Annotated in this window: 16 protein-coding genes; 1 reads left to right on the top strand and 15 read right to left on the bottom strand. The window is 56.1% G+C overall.

The features are described 5' to 3' along the window. Window positions 1-20 precede the first annotated feature (20 nt). The 3 genes from htpG to AC1MEA_RS23535 all read right to left on the bottom strand — a co-directional run bounded on the left by htpG (window position 21) and on the right by AC1MEA_RS23535 (window position 2,948). Complete coding sequence (gene htpG, locus AC1MEA_RS23525) at window positions 21-1,925, bottom strand: molecular chaperone HtpG (RefSeq protein ID WP_219060817.1); 1,905 nt, start codon at window positions 1,923-1,925, stop codon at window positions 21-23. 103 nt (window positions 1,926-2,028) lie between these two features. Then, entirely contained in the window at window positions 2,029-2,472 is a 444-nt protein-coding gene (locus AC1MEA_RS23530) for a PaaI family thioesterase (protein ID WP_219060816.1), read from the bottom strand. After that, entirely contained in the window at window positions 2,469-2,948 is a 480-nt protein-coding gene (locus AC1MEA_RS23535) for a PaaI family thioesterase (protein WP_480417550.1), read from the bottom strand. The genes AC1MEA_RS23530 and AC1MEA_RS23535 overlap by 4 nt, the downstream gene beginning before the upstream one ends. 157 nt (window positions 2,949-3,105) lie before the next feature. Between AC1MEA_RS23535 and AC1MEA_RS23540 the strand changes: the two genes are divergently transcribed. Continuing rightward, window positions 3,106-3,363: a hypothetical protein gene (locus AC1MEA_RS23540; RefSeq protein WP_219060814.1), complete on the top strand. Its 258-nt coding sequence runs from the start codon at window positions 3,106-3,108 to the stop codon at window positions 3,361-3,363. Between the two features lie 51 nt (window positions 3,364-3,414). Here AC1MEA_RS23540 and AC1MEA_RS23545 read toward each other — a convergent pair whose 3' ends face one another. The 12 genes from AC1MEA_RS23545 to sdhC form a co-directional block, all read right to left on the bottom strand. After that, window positions 3,415-3,804 carry an MAPEG family protein gene (locus tag AC1MEA_RS23545; RefSeq protein WP_219060813.1) on the bottom strand — a complete coding sequence of 130 codons (390 nt, stop codon included), beginning with the start codon at window positions 3,802-3,804 and terminating at the stop codon, window positions 3,415-3,417. Beyond that, window positions 3,801-4,544, bottom strand: a complete 744-nt coding sequence (locus AC1MEA_RS23550; RefSeq protein ID WP_219060812.1) for a DUF599 domain-containing protein — start codon at window positions 4,542-4,544, stop codon at window positions 3,801-3,803. The genes AC1MEA_RS23545 and AC1MEA_RS23550 overlap by 4 nt, the downstream gene beginning before the upstream one ends. Before the next feature lie 192 nt (window positions 4,545-4,736). Beyond that, on the bottom strand, window positions 4,737-6,050 hold the full coding sequence (brnQ, locus tag AC1MEA_RS23555) for a branched-chain amino acid transport system II carrier protein (RefSeq protein WP_219060811.1): 1,314 nt from the start codon (window positions 6,048-6,050) through the stop codon (window positions 4,737-4,739). A gap of 316 nt (window positions 6,051-6,366) precedes the next feature. Then, on the bottom strand, window positions 6,367-7,248 hold the full coding sequence (sucD, locus tag AC1MEA_RS23560; protein ID WP_480417551.1) for a succinate--CoA ligase subunit alpha: 882 nt from the start codon (window positions 7,246-7,248) through the stop codon (window positions 6,367-6,369). Then, window positions 7,248-8,414: an ADP-forming succinate--CoA ligase subunit beta gene (gene sucC, locus AC1MEA_RS23565; RefSeq protein WP_219060809.1), complete on the bottom strand. Its 1,167-nt coding sequence runs from the start codon at window positions 8,412-8,414 to the stop codon at window positions 7,248-7,250. Before sucC ends, sucD begins: the two co-directional genes overlap by 1 nt. Before the next feature lie 217 nt (window positions 8,415-8,631). Continuing rightward, a complete protein-coding gene (gene lpdA / locus AC1MEA_RS23570; protein WP_219060808.1) occupies window positions 8,632-10,068 on the bottom strand; it encodes a dihydrolipoyl dehydrogenase in 1,437 nt (478 codons plus the stop codon). A 125-nt stretch (window positions 10,069-10,193) separates the two neighbouring features. After that, a complete protein-coding gene (gene odhB, locus AC1MEA_RS23575) occupies window positions 10,194-11,420 on the bottom strand; it encodes a 2-oxoglutarate dehydrogenase complex dihydrolipoyllysine-residue succinyltransferase (RefSeq protein ID WP_219060807.1) in 1,227 nt (408 codons plus the stop codon). Window positions 11,421-11,462: 42 nt separating this feature from the next. Next, window positions 11,463-14,294, bottom strand: a complete 2,832-nt coding sequence (locus AC1MEA_RS23580; RefSeq protein WP_219060806.1) for a 2-oxoglutarate dehydrogenase E1 component — start codon at window positions 14,292-14,294, stop codon at window positions 11,463-11,465. 277 nt (window positions 14,295-14,571) lie between these two features. Continuing rightward, window positions 14,572-15,276 (bottom strand): succinate dehydrogenase iron-sulfur subunit, encoded by a 705-nt coding sequence (locus tag AC1MEA_RS23585; protein ID WP_219060805.1) that lies wholly within the window; start codon window positions 15,274-15,276, stop codon window positions 14,572-14,574. An 11-nt stretch (window positions 15,277-15,287) separates the two neighbouring features. Continuing rightward, entirely contained in the window at window positions 15,288-17,060 is a 1,773-nt protein-coding gene (gene sdhA / locus AC1MEA_RS23590; RefSeq protein WP_219060804.1) for a succinate dehydrogenase flavoprotein subunit, read from the bottom strand. A 3-nt stretch (window positions 17,061-17,063) separates the two neighbouring features. After that, entirely contained in the window at window positions 17,064-17,432 is a 369-nt protein-coding gene (sdhD, locus tag AC1MEA_RS23595) for a succinate dehydrogenase, hydrophobic membrane anchor protein (protein WP_219060803.1), read from the bottom strand. Continuing rightward, a complete protein-coding gene (gene sdhC / locus AC1MEA_RS23600; RefSeq protein WP_219060802.1) occupies window positions 17,426-17,800 on the bottom strand; it encodes a succinate dehydrogenase, cytochrome b556 subunit in 375 nt (124 codons plus the stop codon). The genes sdhD and sdhC overlap by 7 nt, the downstream gene beginning before the upstream one ends. Window positions 17,801-18,088 lie beyond the last annotated feature (288 nt).

The following is an 18,088-nucleotide window of genomic DNA, read 5'->3' on the forward strand; positions in this document are numbered from 1 at the left end:
GGGATTTTCATACCGGGTGTTTAAACCGACAACTCTACCAAGAGCTTGTTCAGACGGCGCACATAAGCGGCTGGGTCTTTCAAGCTATCACCAGCGGCCAGGGCCGCCTGATCGAAGAGAATGTGCGACAGGTCGCCGAATCGCTCTTCACTCTGCTCAGTATCAAGCTTGGCAATCAATGGGTGGGCCGGGTTGAATTCGAAGATTGGCTTGGAGTCCGGAACCTTCTGGCCACTGGCCTCGAGAATCTGACGCATCTGCAGACCGAGGTCCTGCTCGCCAATTGCCAGAATCGCAGGAGAGTCGGTCAGACGGTGGGAAACCCGCACTTCACTGACAGCGTCGCCCAGAGCGACTTTCAGCCGTTCGATCAAGCCTTCTTTATCCTTGGCGACTTCTTCCTGGGCTTTCTTGTCCTCTTCGGAATCAAGCTTGCCCAGATCCAGGTCACCACGGGCCACGTCGACAAAACCTTTGCCGTCGAAGTCGCTGAGGTAGCTCATCAGCCACTCATCGATACGGTCGGTCAACAGCAGCACTTCGATGCCTTTCTTGCGGAAGACTTCCAGGTGCGGGCTGTTCTTGACCTGAGCGTAGGTTTCGCCAGTCAGGTAATAGATCTTGTCCTGACCTTCCTTGGCGCGCGCCAGATATTCAGCAAGCGCCACAACTTGCTCACCGCCGTCTTCGTGGGTCGACGCAAAGCGCAGCAAGCCGGCAATTTTTTCTTTGTTGGCGAAATCTTCTGCCGGGCCTTCTTTCATGACCTGACCGAAGTTTTTCCAGAAGCCTTTGTATTGCTCAGGCTCGTTCTTCGCCAGTTTTTCCAGCATGTCCAGCACGCGCTTGGTCAGCGCCGATTTCATCGAATCGATGATCGGGTCTTTCTGCAGGATTTCACGGGATACGTTCAAAGACAGGTCATTGGAATCGACCACGCCCTTGATGAACCGCATGTACAACGGCAGGAACGACTCAGCCTGGTCCATGACGAATACGCGCTGGACATACAGCTTCAGCCCACGCGGCGCTTCACGCTGATACAGGTCGAAAGGCGCACGGCCCGGAACGTACAGCAACGAGCTGTATTCCAGCTTGCCTTCGACCTTGTTGTGGCTCCAGCTCAGTGGGTTTTCGAAATCGTGAGCGACGTGTTTGTAGAACTCCTGGTATTCCTCGTCCGTCACCTCGGTGCGCGGACGGGTCCAGAGTGCGCTGGCGCGGTTGACGGTTTCCCATTCCTGCTCAGGCGCAGCTTCACCTTCGACAGCGGCCTGTTCTTTCGGCAACTGGATCGGCAAAGCGATGTGATCGGAGTACTTCTTGATGATATTGCGCAGACGATAACCGTCGGCGAACTCACCTTCAGCGCTTTTCAGGTGCAGAACAATACGGGTACCACGATCAGCTTTCTCAAGGGTCGCGATTTCGAACTCGCCTTCACCCTTGGACGCCCAGTGCACGCCTTCGCTGGCAGGTACGCCGGCACGGCGGCTGAACACTTCAACCTTATCGGCAACGATGAATGCTGAATAGAAGCCCACACCGAATTGGCCGATCAGGTGCGAATCTTTCTTCTGATCGCCGGATAGGTTCTTCATGAAGTCAGCAGTGCCCGACTTGGCGATAGTGCCCAAGTGGGTAATCGCATCTTCACGGCTCATGCCGATACCGTTGTCTTCGAGCGTGACGGTTTTCGCGTCCTTGTCGAAACTCACACGGATTTTCAGCTCAGCGCCACCTTCGAGCAAGTCCGGTTTGGACAACGCTTCGAAACGTAATTTGTCGACAGCGTCAGAGGCGTTCGAGATCAATTCGCGAAGGAAAATTTCCTTGTTGGAATACAGCGAATGGATCATGAGGTGCAGCAGTTGCTTTACCTCGGTCTGGAAGCCCAGGGTTTCCTTTTGAGTTTCCACACTCATGGTTATCAAACTCCAATCAGATGGCACAAGCCGCATACACAGCGGCGGGATGTCATCAAAGTGGGGGCTGGGTCCGATTTTTCAAGGGCTTATACGTGCCGATCTACGATTCTTCGATTTTAAAATGCGCCCGCGCCGTGGCAATGGGCTCCGCCGAGGTGCTCTGCCAGGCGGTAACAGCGACATTGGCCACCCGTCGCCCCTGCCGCCAGACCTGACACTGTGCATAGGTGTCACGAAAATAACCGGCTCGCAGGTAGTCGACCGAGAAGTCGATGATCTTGGGAACCGAGCCCGATCCGGTGGTAACCAGCAAATGCATGGCTGCCGCCAGCTCCATGAAGCCTGCGATCACGCCACCGTGAATGGCCGGTAACAGGGGGTTACCAATATTGTCCTTGTTGGCGGGCAGGCGAAACAGCAACTCATCATCCTGACGCGAACACTCAATACCAATCAGCCTCGCGTAGGGAATCAACTCGAACAACGTTTCATAGCTGTCCTGCTCACGGGCCTGGCGAACCTGGTCCTTGAAATCAATCGTCATAACGCACCGCCATTGATCGAGCCGCTCAACCCTTTACTGCCTGTAGCAGCACCCTTGCCCATGCGCATGAACGTCCCGACCACATGGGCAATCGGCTGTTGCGGGTCGGCTTGATAAGCAAAACCCCGGATAAACATAACGTCGGTGGTCACCCGATAACACTGGGCAAAACCAAAGACGTCTTTGTGTGGTTCAGCGGGATGCATATAGTCGATGCGCAGATCGAGGGTCGGGCACACTTCGAACTCCGGCAGCACGCAAAGCGTGGCAATCCCGCAGGCGGTGTCCATCAGCGACGTCAGCGCGCCGCCGTGGATAACGCCGGTTTGCGGGTTACCAACGATGTGCGGGCTATAGGGGAGGACCAGGGTCATGCCGTCGGTATCCGCGCTGTGCACGCGCATGCCCAGAACCTGGCAATGCCGGAGCACCGAAATAAAGCGCACCGCGCGCTCAAAAATGGGGTTGTCGCTCATTGAACGCTGACTCTGATTATTTTTATTGGAGGCCAGCATAGCCTCGGCGTAAAGCCTCTGAAACATCAACCTTTATATATCTGTAGGCAAAGTGGAACTAAATTTATGGGCCGGCGCTCGAAAGGCTCGTAGATATCTTTATAAGGAGAAACACCCCATGCGTAAATCTTTAGCCTGTGCCCTGATGCTTTCTGCCACTCTGGGTCTCGCCGCGTGCGATAAAGCCAGCGAGAACAAACAGCAAGATGCCAACAAAGCGGCGCAAGAATCCCAAGAGTCGATGAATAAGGCCCAAGACAAAGTCAACGACGCCGCCAAAGAAAGTCAGGAAGCCGCCCAGAAGAATGCTGAAGCCGCTCAAGAGCGCGCAAAAGAAGCCAACGGTCAGGCCCCAGCGCCAACCACTACCAAGTAAGCTGAGGCGCTTTCAGACCATGAAGCCCGCGCGTAGCGGGCTTCATTAGTTTCAGCGCAGCAACGGGCTGAGCATTAACACCAACGAACATAACAGCCCGACAAACCAGGCCAGGCTACGCACGGTCGGAATATCCGCCAGATACGCCCCCAGAAAAATCAAACGCGCAATCACGAAAGTCACAGCGATCCCGTCGATTAAAAAGCCTTGCGTCTGCGTGGTATGGGCGACAAACACTCCCGCCGAAAACAACACGAACGCTTCGAAACTGTTCTGATGCGCCGCCAACGCGCGGGCGCCATAACCGGTCAATTGCGCCTGCTGGGCACGCGGCAAATGGTTGTTGTAACCGCCCTGCTCTTTCATCGCCTTGGCGACCGGTATCCGCGCTACATAAATCAACACCGCACTGATAAACAAACACCAGAAAGGGATACTCATAACGCTGTCGTCTCCTTGATGGGCTCCGCAGTCGGAGCCTCCGTTTGGGTGTAGACCATCACTTGCAACACGTCGGAATGAAACTCCCGCCGGTACAACACCAGCACCACCCCTGTGCTCATCAACATGAATAACCAGGGGCTGACGAACCAGGCGAGCATCGTCATGCCGAAATAGTAAGCACGCAACCCGAAGTTGAACTGGTTGGCAGCCATGGAGATAACCCGGGCAGCGCGTAAGGCAAACGATTTGCGCTCCAACTCGCTGACATGGCGCTCACCGACCATGGGCGCAGAGCCGATCAGCACCGCCGCGAAGTTGTACTGACGCATGCACCAACTGAATGTAAAAAAGGCGTAGACGAAGACGGTTGCCAGGCACAACAGTTTGATTTCTGACATGCCCTGCGAAACCTGCTGGACCATGGGAATGTCCGCCAACAGCGACACCGCCCGCTCGGAAGCGCCCAATACGGTGAGAATACCGGCAAGGATGATCAAGGTGCTCGACGCAAAAAAAGAGGCGTTGCGCTCCAGATTACCGATCACGCTGGCATCGGCGATACGGTTGTCGCGCAGCAGCATTCGGCGCATCCAGTCCTCCCGATAAAGGTGCAACACACTGGCCAGGCAAGCAGTGTCGGCGGCCTTCAGGCTGGCATAGCGGGTGTAACCTCCCCAGCAGATGATGAACCAGAGTGCTGCCATGAGATGAATCAGATTGGCTTGAATGAACGGCATGCATTATTCCGAAGCACGTGGGCAGGATTGAGAACAGTAAAGAGCATTCCCTCTGCTTCGACGATACCCCATGGAAAAAGGCACTGATCGTTTGTGCAAAAAAAACCCGCATCAGCAAATGCAGGTTTTTTGATTGTTGCAGCATGCTGCCAACAGGTCGCGATTTAGCATCGCGACCTGTTGGCAGTCACTTCAGGCCAGCGCTTCGCGGCGTTTACCCAGCAGCCGGTCGCAGATGAATGCGCCAACCAGCGTGATCACCGCGGGCACCAGCCACGCCAGGCCTTGCTCACTCAAAGGCAAATGCGCCAGCCGAGTCGGCAACCAATCAGCCAGGCCCGCACCCTTGCAGGCGTCGATGATGCCGAACAATAGCGACACCAACATCACTGGCGCGACGATGCGACTTTGTGAGTGCCAGAAGTCCTTGCAGAAGCTCAACGCCACCAGGACGATGCACGGCGGGTAGATCGCTGTCAGCACCGGGATGGAGAATAAAATCAGCTTGGTCAGCCCCAGGTTGGACACCAGCAACGAAAAACCGGCCAGCAAGATCACCAGCGTTTTGTAAGACAGCGGCAAGATATTGCTGAAATATTCGGCACAGGCGCAGGTCAGACCGACAGCCGTCACTAGACAGGCCAACGAGATCAGCACCGCAAGAAAACCACTGCCCAACGAACCGAAGGTGTGTTGCACGTAGGCGTGCAGCACGACGGCACCGTTGCCCGCCCCCGCCGCGATTGCATGGCTGCCTGACCCCAAGCGAAACAGGCAGATATAGACCAGCGCCAGACCCAGGCCGGCGATCAGCCCGGCAATGATTGCGTATCGGGTGATCAGCTGTGGCGAATCGACGCCCCGCGAGCGAATAGCGTTGACGATGACAATGCCGAACACCAGCGCCCCCAGGGTATCCATGGTCAGGTACCCATTGATAAAGCCTTGGGAAAACGGCGCAGCCACATACGCCGGCTCGGCAACACCAATATCGCCAGCAGGCAAGGCGAATGCAGCAATGCCCAGTACAGCCAGCGCGAAGATTTTTAGCGGGGCAAGGAAGCGACCCACGGTGTCGAGCAAGCGGCCTGGATACAGCGACACCCAGAACACAACGAGGAAGTACACCAGGCTATACAGAAACAGCGCCAGCGGGCTGTCACCTGTCAGTGGAGCCAGCCCCACTTCGAACGACACGGTGGCCGTGCGTGGGGTCGCGAACAGCGGCCCCACCGCGAGGTAGCAGACCGCCGCGAGAATACCGCCAGCGACTTTACCAATAGGGCTGCTCAGCGCATCCATCGCACCGCCGACTTTGGCCAGGGCAATGACCGTGACTACCGGAAGGCCCACTGCAGTGACCAGGAAACCCAGCGCCGCCATCCAGACATGCGGCCCGGCCTGTAAACCCACGATGGGAGGGAAGATAATATTGCCAGCCCCGACAAACAGGGCAAACGTCATAAAACCAAGTGCCAGAATGTCCTGGCCTTTCAACACTTTCATTACGGAAATACCACACTACTGAATCGGAATTTAGAGGGGATTTCCCGCAGGGTTAGGGAAATGCTGCCGGTCCTTATAAGACAGGCACGTAAAGCGAAACGGCTCCTTATGGGACCCGGGTACGCAAAATGGCAAGTAGCCTAACGAATCAGGGCATAAAACGCACTGTTGTAGGGCGGACTGTCTCATTAACGACTTCCGGTGTCGTATTTGTGACAGTGAGGGCTGTGATTGCCTCCCGACCACTAAACCCCGGAAAGCACAAAGGCCACCCGAAGGTGGCCTTTGTTAATTGCGTTGTCAGGTCAGCAGAAGCTTACTTGACAGCCCAACCGGTCAGCTCGGCCAGGGCCTTACCGATGTCTGCCAGCGAACGCACGGTTTTTACACCCGCGTCTTGCAGCGCAGCGAATTTCTCGTCTGCAGTGCCTTTGCCGCCAGAGATGATTGCGCCAGCATGACCCATGCGCTTGCCCGCAGGGGCAGTCACACCAGCGATGTAGGAAACAACTGGCTTGGTCACGTGTGCCTTGATGTAGGCAGCCGCTTCTTCTTCAGCCGAACCGCCGATTTCACCGATCATGACGATCGCTTCAGTCTTCGGGTCTTCCTGGAACAGCTTCAGGATGTCGATGAAGCTTGCGCCCGGAATCGGGTCACCGCCGATGCCCACGCAAGTGGACTGACCGAAACCGGCATCAGTGGTCTGCTTCACAGCTTCGTAAGTCAGGGTGCCGGAACGCGACACGATACCAACTTTACCTGGCAAGTGAATGTGACCTGGCATGATGCCGATTTTGCATTCGCCTGGCGTGATCACGCCTGGGCAGTTAGGCCCGATCAGGACCACGCCCAGCTCGTCGCACTTGACCTTGGCATCAAGCATGTCGAGGGTCGGGATGCCTTCAGTGATGCAGACGATCAGCTTGATACCGCTGAGGGCTGCTTCAAGGATGGAGTCCTTGCAGAACGGTGCTGGAACGTAGATCACGCTGGCGGTAGCGCCAGTGGCTTCTACGGCTTCACGCACAGTGTTGAACACTGGCAGGTCCAGATGAACGGTACCGCCTTTGCCCGGCGTCACGCCGCCAACCATTTTGGTGCCGTAGGCAATGGCTTGCTCGGAGTGGAAAGTACCTTGTGCGCCCGTGAAACCCTGGCAGATGACTTTGGTATCTTTATTGATCAGGACGCTCATTACTTGCCCTCCGCAGCTTTGACAACTTGTTGAGCAGCGTCGGTCAGGCTGGTAGCCGCGATGATGTTCAAACCGCTTTCTGCCAGTACTTTAGCGCCCAGTTCAGCGTTGTTACCTTCAAGGCGAACAACAACCGGGATTTTTACGCCAACTTCTTTCACTGCGCCGATGATGCCTTCGGCAATCATGTCGCAACGAACGATGCCGCCGAAGATGTTGACCAGTACTGCCGCGACATTGCTGTCGGACAGAATGATCTTGAACGCTTCAGTTACGCGTTCTTTGGTAGCGCCGCCGCCAACGTCGAGGAAGTTGGCTGGTTTGCCGCCATGCAGATTGACGATGTCCATGGTGCCCATGGCCAGGCCAGCACCGTTGACCATGCAACCGATGTTACCTTCCAGCGCCACGTAGTTCAGTTCGAACTTGGCAGCGTGAGCTTCGCGCGGATCATCTTGCGATGGATCGTGGAAAGCTTTCAGCTTTGGCTGGCGGTAAACAGCGTTAGGATCGATGTTGATCTTGGCATCGAGGCAATGCAGGTTGCCGTCAGCCTTGATAACGAGCGGGTTCACTTCCAGCAGCGCCAGGTCGTAGTCCTGGAACAGCTTGGCCAAGCCAACGAAGATGTTGGTGAACTGCTTGATCTGGTCGCCTTTAAGGCCCAGTTGGAAAGCCAGGTCACGACCCTGGAAAGGCTGAGCGCCTACCAGCGGATCGATAGTGGCCTTAAGAATCTTCTCAGGGGTATCGTTAGCGATTTTCTCAATGTCCACGCCACCTTCGGTGGAAGCCATGAACACGATACGACGGCTCGAACGATCCACTACAGCGCCCAGGTACAGCTCTTTGGCGATGTCGGTGCAGGTTTCAACCAGGATCTTGGTCACTGGCTGACCAGTGGCATCAGTCTGGTAAGTCACCAGACGCTTGCCCAACCACTGTTGAGCGAAAGCCTTGGCTTCTTCTTTGCTACGAACCAGCTTTACGCCGCCCGCTTTACCGCGACCACCCGCGTGAACCTGGGCTTTGACGACCCATTCGGTTCCGCCAATTTTATCGCAAGCTTCTGCTGCTGCTTCCGGGGTGTCGACTGCGTAGCCTTTGGATACTGGCAGGCCGTATTCAGCGAAGAGCTGCTTACCCTGATATTCGTGAAGATTCATGCTTATTACCGTCTTCGTTAGTGCTGCGCATTCGGTGCTGCACTTCGAGAAGTGCCGCACCACCTGTGACCGCTACCTCGGATGACCTCAGGAATGTGCCGAAACAATGCTCTGTACGTTCCTGAAGGCGCCCATAAGTTCGAGTCCGGCGGACGTTCCGCGGTGAGACTTGCTAGCAAGGCTCACGACGGGCAGTCCGTCGTGGTTTCTTATTGTCTTAGCGTTTCTTTTTATTCTGGATGTGGATGGCGCCGCCATTCACTGCCAGTGCTGCTTCGTGCAACGCTTCGGACAACGTCGGGTGAGAGAAGACCATCATCCCGATATCTTCAGCACTGCTGCCGAATTCCATAGCGATTGCGCCCTGCTGTACCAACTCTGCAGCGCCTGGACCAATCACGTGGACGCCCAATACGCGGTCAGACTTGGCGTCGGCGATGACTTTTACAAAGCCGCCGGTATCGTTTGCAGCCATGGCACGGCCACTGGCAGCAAACGGGAAGGTGCCCACATTAACTTCAACGCCTTCAGCCTTCAAGGTTTGCTCGGTTTTACCGACCCATGCGATTTCCGGATGGGTGTAGATAACCGAAGGAATCAGGTCGTAGTTGATCTGGGCTTTGTGACCCTTGATGCGTTCAACGACCATGATGCCCTCTTCCGAGGCCTTGTGCGCCAGCATCAGACCACGAACCACGTCACCAATGGCGTAAACACCTGGAACGCTGGTAGCGCACTGATCATCAACGAAGATAAAGCCGCGTTCGTCGATGGTTACGCCGCTGTCGGAAGCCAACAGCTCTGTGGTCACCGGGCGACGGCCAACAGCAACAATCAGCTTGTCGAAAGTAATGGTCTGTTCGCCAGTGGCGTCAGTGTAGGTCACCACGACTTCTTCGCCGCTGACCTTGGAGCCGGTCACGCGCGCGCCGAGCTTGATGTCCAGACCTTGCTTGGTGAAGGTCTTCAAGGCTTCTTTGGAAACCTGCTCATCAGCCGCTGGAATGAATTTTTCCAGAGCTTCGAGGACAGTGACCTGTGCACCCAGACGAGCCCAGACCGAACCCAGTTCAAGGCCGATCACGCCAGCGCCGATCACGCCCAGGCGTTTCGGAACTTGCTGGAACTCAAGGGCACCAGTGGAATCAACGATAACGTTGTTATCGACCGGAGCAGGAGGAATGTCGATCGGACGCGAGCCAGAAGCAAGGATCACGTTCTCGGCTTCGATCACTTCGACCGTGCCATCAGGGTGGGTCAGTTCGACTTTCTTGCCGGCAAGCAACTTGCCGTGGCCTTGCAGGGAAATCACACCATTGGCTTTGAACAGGCTGGCTACGCCGCCAGTCAGGCCTTTGACGATGGTCGATTTACGGCCAACCATGGCTGGCACATCCATGGTCACGTCGGACGTCGAGATGCCGTGGACTTTGAAGCCGTTTTTAGCTTCGTAGAATTTCCAGGAGCTGTCCAGCAGCGCCTTGGATGGAATGCAACCGACGTTCAGGCAAGTACCGCCAAGGGCAAGTTTGCCCTCCTTGTCCTGATATTTCTCGATGCAGGCAGTCTTGAGGCCAAGTTGCGCTGCCTTGATAGCGGCAACATAACCGCCAGGGCCCGCACCAATCACTACCAAATCGAATTTCTGGGTCATGAGTCATTCCTTTTTTCAAATCAAACCGGACGGCCCCTTGTGAGGACCGTCGTGGGACGAAGCTGGTTCATTCAACAATCAGGCAGGACATCGTGATCAACCACGACCCTGCCCGACAGACAAAATCAGATATCCAGCAGCAGACGGGCTGGGTCTTCCAGCAAGTCCTTGATGGTAACCAGGAAGGTCACTGCTTCTTTACCGTCGATCAAACGGTGGTCATACGAAAGTGCCAGATACATCATCGGCAGGATCACGACCTCACCCTTGACCGCCATTGGACGCTCCTGGATTTTGTGCATGCCCAGGATGGCGGCTTGTGGCGGGTTGACGATCGGGGTCGACAGCAACGAACCGAAGGTACCACCGTTGGAGATGGTGAAGGTACCGCCAGTCATGTCGTCCATGGTCAGCTTGCCGTCTTTGGCTTTTTTACCGAAGTTGGCAATGCCGCCTTCGATTTCTGCCAGGCTCATCAGTTCGGCGTTACGCAGAACCGGCACAACCAGACCACGGTCGCTGGACACGGCAACACCGACGTCGGAGTAACCGTGGTAAACGATGTCAGTACCGTCGATCGAGGCATTGACCGCAGGGTAGCGTTTCAGCGCTTCGGTGGCCGCTTTCACGAAGAACGACATGAAGCCCAGACGTACGCCGTTGTGCGACTTCTCGAATAGGTCCTTGTACTTCGAACGCAGGTCCATGACCGGCTTCATGTTGACTTCGTTGAACGTGGTCAGCATCGCCATGTTCGACTGAGCATCAACCAGACGCTCTGCAACCTTGGCACGCAGGCGAGTCATTGGAACGCGCTTCTCGACGCGATCACCGGCAGCGAACACTGGAGCAGCAGCGGCAGCGACTTTGGCAGGCGCGGGCGCAGCGGCTGGAGCGGATTTCTTCGCTTCAATCGCAGCAACCACGTCTTCCTTGGTCACACGACCGTCTTTACCGGTGCCTTTGACGTTATTCAGGTTGATGCCGTTTTCTTCAGCCAGCTTGCGCGCAGCTGGAGCACCGATTGCATCTTCGTCGCCAGCAGCAGCTGGAGCAGCAGCCACTTGGGCCGATGCAGCAGGAGCAGCAGCCACTGGAGCGGCAGAGGCAGTAGCGCCTGCATCCAGGGTCGCGATCAGTTCATTGGACAGGACAGTTTCGCCCTCGCCCTTCACGATCGATGCCAACACGCCGTCAGCTTCAGCCAACACTTCGAGAACAACTTTGTCAGTCTCGATGTCAACCAGCAGCTCGTCACGCTTTACCGCTTCGCCCGGCTGTTTATGCCATTTGGAAATGGTGCCATCGGCAACTGATTCCGGGAAAGAGGGGGCTTTGATCTCGATAGCCATTATCTGTAATTCCTTAAATTCGGTTTCTAATGCGCGAAGGCGTTAAACAGTGAAGGCATCTTGCAGCAGTTTTTCCTGCTGCTCAGCGTGCATCGATGCATAGCCACACGCAGGCGCTGCAGACGCGTCACGACCAGCGTACTCAAGGAACAATGCCTTGTTGTGACCGCTGATGATCCGACGCATGTGATGCTGGCTGCAGTACCAGGCACCCTGGTTCATTGGCTCTTCCTGACACCAAACGATGTGCTTGAGGTTTTTGTACGGGCCCAGGACTTCGATCAAGTCGTCTTCCGGGAACGGGTACAGTTGCTCAAGACGCACGATGGCGATGTCATCACGACCTTCGGCACGGCGTTTTTCCAGGAGGTCGTAGTAGACCTTGCCGCTACACAGCACGAGGCGACCCACTTTTTCCGGATCCTGCGCGTCGACTTCTGGAATAACGGTCTGGAACGAACCTTCAGCCAGATCTTCCAGGGTCGAAATCGCCAGTTTGTGACGCAGCAAGGACTTCGGCGTCAGCACAATCAGCGGTTTGCGCAGCGGACGAATGACCTGACGACGCAACAAGTGGTAGATCTGAGCAGGGGTCGTTGGTACGCACACCTGAATATTGTGCTCAGCGCACAATTGCAGGTAACGCTCCAGACGCGCAGACGAGTGCTCTGGTCCCTGACCTTCATAACCGTGCGGCAGCAACATGGTCAGACCGCACAGACGGCCCCACTTGTGCTCGCCACTGGTGATGAACTGGTCAATAACCACTTGGGCACCGTTGGCGAAGTCGCCGAACTGGGCTTCCCAGATAACCAGTGCATTAGGCTCGGTGGTCGAATAACCGTACTCGAACGCCAATACCGCTTCTTCCGACAGCAGGGAGTCGTACAGGTCAAAACGCGGCTGACCTTTGTACAGATTCTGCAGAGGAATGTAGGTAGCGCCATCTTTCTGGTTATGCAGCGCAGCATGGCGGTGCGAGAACGTACCACGGCCGATGTCCTGGCCGGTCATGCGAATCGGATGACCTTCGAATGCCAGAGTCGCGTACGCCATGGTTTCGGCGTAACCCCAGTTGATCGGCAGGCCGCCAACTTGCATTTTCTGACGATCTTCGTAGATCTTCGACACCTGACGCTGAACCACGAAGCCTTCTGGCAGCTCCATCAGTTTGGCGGACAGTTCTTGCAAGGTCTTCAAGTCGAAACGGGTGTCGTGACGAGCAGTCCAGGCATGGCCCAGATACGGACGCCAATCGACGAACAGTTCTTTGTTCGGCTCTTTGACCAGGCTTTTTACTACATGCAGACCGTTGTCCAGCGCATTGCGATAGTCGTCGATTTTTGCCTGCACGCGCGCGTCGTCGAGAATACCAGCCAGGGTCAGGCGCTCGGCATACAGCTCGCGAGTGGTGCGCTGTTTGGCAATCTGCTGGTACATCAACGGCTGGGTACCGCTTGGTTCGTCAGCTTCGTTGTGGCCACGACGACGGTAGCAGACCAGATCGATCACCACGTCACGCTTGAACTGCATGCGGTAGTCGATGGCCAACTGGGTCACGAACACGACGGCTTCAGGGTCATCACCATTCACATGGAGAATCGGCGCCTGAATCATCTTGGCAACGTCGGTCGCGTACTCGGTGGAGCGCGCGTCTTCCGGGTTGCTGATGGTGAAGCCAACCTGGTTGTTGATGACGATATGGATCGTGCCGCCCGTCTTGAAGCCGCGAGTCTGCGACATCTGGAAGGTTTCCAGGACCACGCCCTGACCTGCGAACGCAGCGTCACCGTGGATGGAAATTGGCAGAACCTTGTCACCGGTCGGATCGTTACGACGATCCTGGCGTGCACGCACCGACCCTTCCACCACAGGAGAAACGATCTCCAGGTGAGACGGGTTGAATGCCATCGCCAAGTGGACTTCGCCACCGGCTGTCATCACGTTGGACGAGAAACCCTGGTGATATTTAACGTCACCGGAACCGAGCTCGACCTTTTTCTTGCCTTCGAACTCGTCGAACAGATCGCGCGGGTTCTTGCCGAAGGTGTTGACCAGGACGTTCAGACGTCCCCGGTGGGCCATGCCGATCACGATTTCTTTGGTGCCGTAAGAGCCCGAACGCTGGATCAACTCATCCAGCATCGGAATCAGGCTTTCGCCGCCTTCCAGACCGAAACGCTTGGTGCCGGGGTATTTGGTACCCAGGTATTTTTCCAGGCCTTCAGCGGCAGTCACGCGCTCGAGCAAGTGGCTTTGGATGTCAGCGGAGAACGCTGGACGCCCGCGCACGCTTTCGAGGCGCTGCATAAACCAGTTACGCTGCTCGGAATCGACAATATGGGTAAATTCAGAGCCAATGGTGCGGCAATATGTCTGCTGCAACGCTTCGAGAATTTCGCGTAGGCTAGTTTCCTCTTTGCCGATGAACAAATCGCCGGCGCGGAAAGTTGTATCAAGATCAGCGTTCGTCAGACCGTAATGATTGATCGACAAGTCGGCTGGCGCAGGACGTTGCCACAATCCCAGCGGATCGAGTTGGGCGCCCTGATGGCCCCGCATCCGATAAGCCTGGATCAGTCGCAGAACTTCAACCTGCTTCTTCTCGTGTTCGCTGCTCACGCTACCGGCGGAAACCGGTTGGGCGCGGCGCTGGTTTTTGGCCAGCAACACAAAATGATCGCGGATTGTCGAGTGCGAAACATCGGTGGCAGTGCTGCCGTCAGCTGGCAACTTCTGAAAGTAGGTGCGCCATTCTTCTGGCACAGCGTTAGGGTCGTGCAGGTAGAGCTCGTAGAGCTCTTCCACATAGGCAGCGTTACCACCGGAAAGGTGGGCACTGTTCCACATGCGCTGCATCACGCTTTCTTGCATGCTTGGTCACCCTCGGTAAGGGGACACCACCGGCGAAGACACCGCAGTAAACCTGACAAAGTCCATGTGAAACGACTCAGACAAGCCACCAAGGTTCACGCAGATAGTCCGGGTACCAGCCCGGATGCCCCTGCTGGTCTCATTTCTTCAAAGTAAGAGCCGCAGCTTTATGAGCTACTGCTCAGGTTAAAACTACGGCGCCGGTTGAAGCCTGCGCCGCAGCTAGTACAGGTACATCAGTTACGGGTGTTACGGTGTTACGAGTACAACAGTCAAATCAGACGCCGCTTTGCAGCAGCATGCTGCGAACGTGACCGATAGCCTTGGTTGGGTTCAGGCCCTTCGGACACACGTTCACGCAGTTCATGATCCCGCGGCAGCGGAAAACGCTGAACGGGTCATCCAGCGAAGCCAGACGTTCCTGGGTATGAGTGTCACGGCTGTCAGCCAGGAAACGGTAGGCTTGCAGCAGTGCAGCTGGACCGAGGAACTTGTCAGGGTTCCACCAGAAGGACGGGCAGGAAGTCGAGCAGCAAGCGCACAGAATGCACTCGTACAAACCGTCCAGCTTCTCGCGCTCTTCTGGCGACTGCAGACGCTCGATGGCCGGAGCCGGCGTGTCGTTCAGCAGGTAAGGCTTCACCTTCTCGTACTGCTTATAGAAGATGCTCATATCGACGACCAGGTCACGAATAACCGGCAAACCAGGCAGTGGACGTACCACCAGCTTGTTGCCCTTGACCACGGCGGACAGCGGCGTGATACATGCCAGGCCGTTTTTACCGTTGATGTTCATGCCGTCTGAGCCACACACGCCTTCACGGCAAGAGCGACGATAGGAGAAACCCTCGTCCTGCTCTTTGATCAGGGCCAGCACGTCCAGAACCATCAAGTCTTTACCGTTGGTATTGACCTTGAATTCCTGCATGAACGGCGCAGCGTCCTGATCCGGGTTGTAGCGATAAACACTGACTTGCAACATATCGGCCACCCTTAATAAGTGCGGATCATGGGCTGGAAAGTCGGAACAGTCTTCGGCGAGAAGTTCACGGCACGCTTGGCTACGCGTTTTTCACCCGGGAAGTACAGGGTGTGGCACAGCCAGTTCACGTCATCGCGATCTTCAAAGTCTTCACGGGCGTGAGCGCCGCGGGACTCTTTACGATTTTCTGCGGCAATCGCGGTAGCTTCAGCAACTTCCAGCAGGTTTTGCAGTTCCAGAGCTTCGATCCGAGCCGTGTTGAACGCCTGGCTCTTGTCGTTGATCTTGACGTTGGCGATGCGCTCGCGCAGGCCTGCCAACTGAGCAATACCCTTCTGCATGTATTCGCCAGTACGGAACACACCAAAGTAGTTCTGCATGCAGCTTTGCAGTTCTTTACGCAGCGAAGCGACGTCTTCACCGGTGGTCCGCGCGTTCAAGCCAGCAAGGCGCTCGAGTGCGAAGTCAACATCGGTTTCAGTCGCGCGGCGGTATTCAACACCTTCACGCAGGCTTTGTTCCAGGTGGATACCGGCAGCGCGGCCGAAGACCACCAGGTCGAGCAACGAGTTGCCGCCCAGACGGTTGGCGCCGTGCACCGACACGCAAGCCACTTCGCCGACAGCGAACAGACCCGGGATGATGGTGTCCACGCCAGCAGCGTTCTGTGTGATTGCCTGACCATGAATGTTGGTGGCAACACCGCCCATCATGTAGTGGCATGTCGGAACCACAGGAACCGGATCGGTCACTGGATCGACGTGAGCGAATGTCTTGGACAATTCGCAGATACCTGGCAGACGGCTGTGCAACACTTCTTCGCCCAGGTGATCGAGCTTGAGCATTACGTGATCGCCATCCGGACCACAACCGTTACCGGCGATGATCTCTTTAACCATGGAGCGTGCTACTACGTCACGACCAGCAAGGTCTTTGGCGTTCGGAGCATAACGCTCCATGAAACGCTCGCCATGCTTGTTGATCAGGTAACCACCTTCACCACGGCAACCTTCAGTAACCAGTACACCTGCGCCGGCGATGCCGGTTGGGTGGAACTGCCACATCTCGATATCCTGAACCGGCACGCCTGCACGCAGCGCCATGCCGATACCGTCACCGGTATTGATCAGTGCGTTGGTGGTCGACGAGTAGATACGGCCAGCGCCGCCAGTGGCCAGTACAGTCGCGTTTGCGCGGATGTACGAAGTCTCACCGGTTTCGATGCAGATCGCGATGATGCCGACGAACACGCCGTCCTGGTTCTTCACCAGATCCACTGCATAGTATTCGTTGAGGAATACAGTGCCGGCTTTCAGGTTGGCTTGGTAAAGGGTGTGCAGCAGCGCGTGACCGGTACGGTCGGCAGCTGCGCAAGTACGTGCAGCCTGACCGCCCTTGCCAAAGTCTTTCGACTGACCGCCGAACGGACGCTGATAGATACGGCCTTGCTCGGTACGGGAGAACGGCAGACCCATGTGCTCGAGTTCGAAGACCGCTTCCGGGCCTACGGAACACATGTATTCGATAGCGTCCTGGTCACCGATGTAATCGGAGCCCTTGACGGTATCGTACATGTGCCAGCGCCAGTCATCGTTTGGATCTGCGGAGGCGATGGCACAGGTGATGCCACCCTGAGCGGAAACGGTATGGGAACGAGTCGGGAATACCTTTGTAACTACAGCGGTCTTGTGACCGCCTTGGGCCAGCTGCAATGCTGCGCGCATGCCAGCGCCGCCGCCACCGATGATGATGGCGTCAAAAGAAAGCGTATTAATGTTAGCCATGAATCAGATACCCCAAAGAATCTGCACACCCCAGACGAAGTAAGCGAACATCGCGATGCCGCAGACAGCCTGGAAGAGGAAACGTACTGCAGTCGCGGACTTGCCCAGCGCCATCGGCGTCAGGTAATCGGTCGCGATGGTCCACATGCCAACCCAGGCGTGAGCGCCCAGAGCAACAAAGGCCAGCAGACTGAAGATACGCATCGCGTTGTTAGCGAACAGCGCGTGCCATTGGGCGTACCCCAGGCCAGGGTTCGCGATGAGGTACCCGATCAGGAATATGAAATAAGCCGCGAGCACGACCGCAGATACGCGCTGTGCCATCCAGTCATAGAGGCCCGAACGCGACAGGTTAGTGACGTTGGTTACCATATCCATACTCCCGCCAGAACGATCAGCACCGCGGAGACGGCGAGAACGATTTTCGAGCCCAGTTTGCCGCCTTCCAGCGTTTCACCGATGCCCATGTCCATGATCAAGTGGCGAATACCTGCCACCAAGTGATACAGCAAGGCGGACAGCAGGCTCCAAATTACTAGCTTGGCTAGCACACTGGTCAAACACGCCTTCACTTCCCCGAAACCTTCCTCGGAGCCCAGCGATTTGCCCAATGCATAAAGCATGATGGCAAGGCCGACAAAGAGGATGACACCGGAAATACGGTGAAGAATGGACGTGTAAGCAGTGACTGGGAGTTTGATGGTCCTTAGGTCGAGGTTTACAGGTCGTTGGCTATTCACGGCTTTTTTTCACACTTGAAGAGCCCCTAACAATCAGGGCAAAGTTGTTGGGAAGTGCACTGGTCAGGTACCCACCACCCAGAGAGTGACGACCCCCATGAAACAGGCCCTAAAGCCCCCGGCGGTCGGAGCCAGAGTATAGACAGTTAGGTCACTAATGACAACGCGCAGACCTCACGCTAATAGGCAATTGCGCCCGACTTATAAAAGGCGTAAACGGCTCGAATCTTCACGGAAAAACCTCGCCCGAAGCCCCCTGCAGCAAGACTTTAGGCAAATTGACTTTAA

The organism is Pseudomonas sp. ASL8 (genome assembly GCF_056680355.1).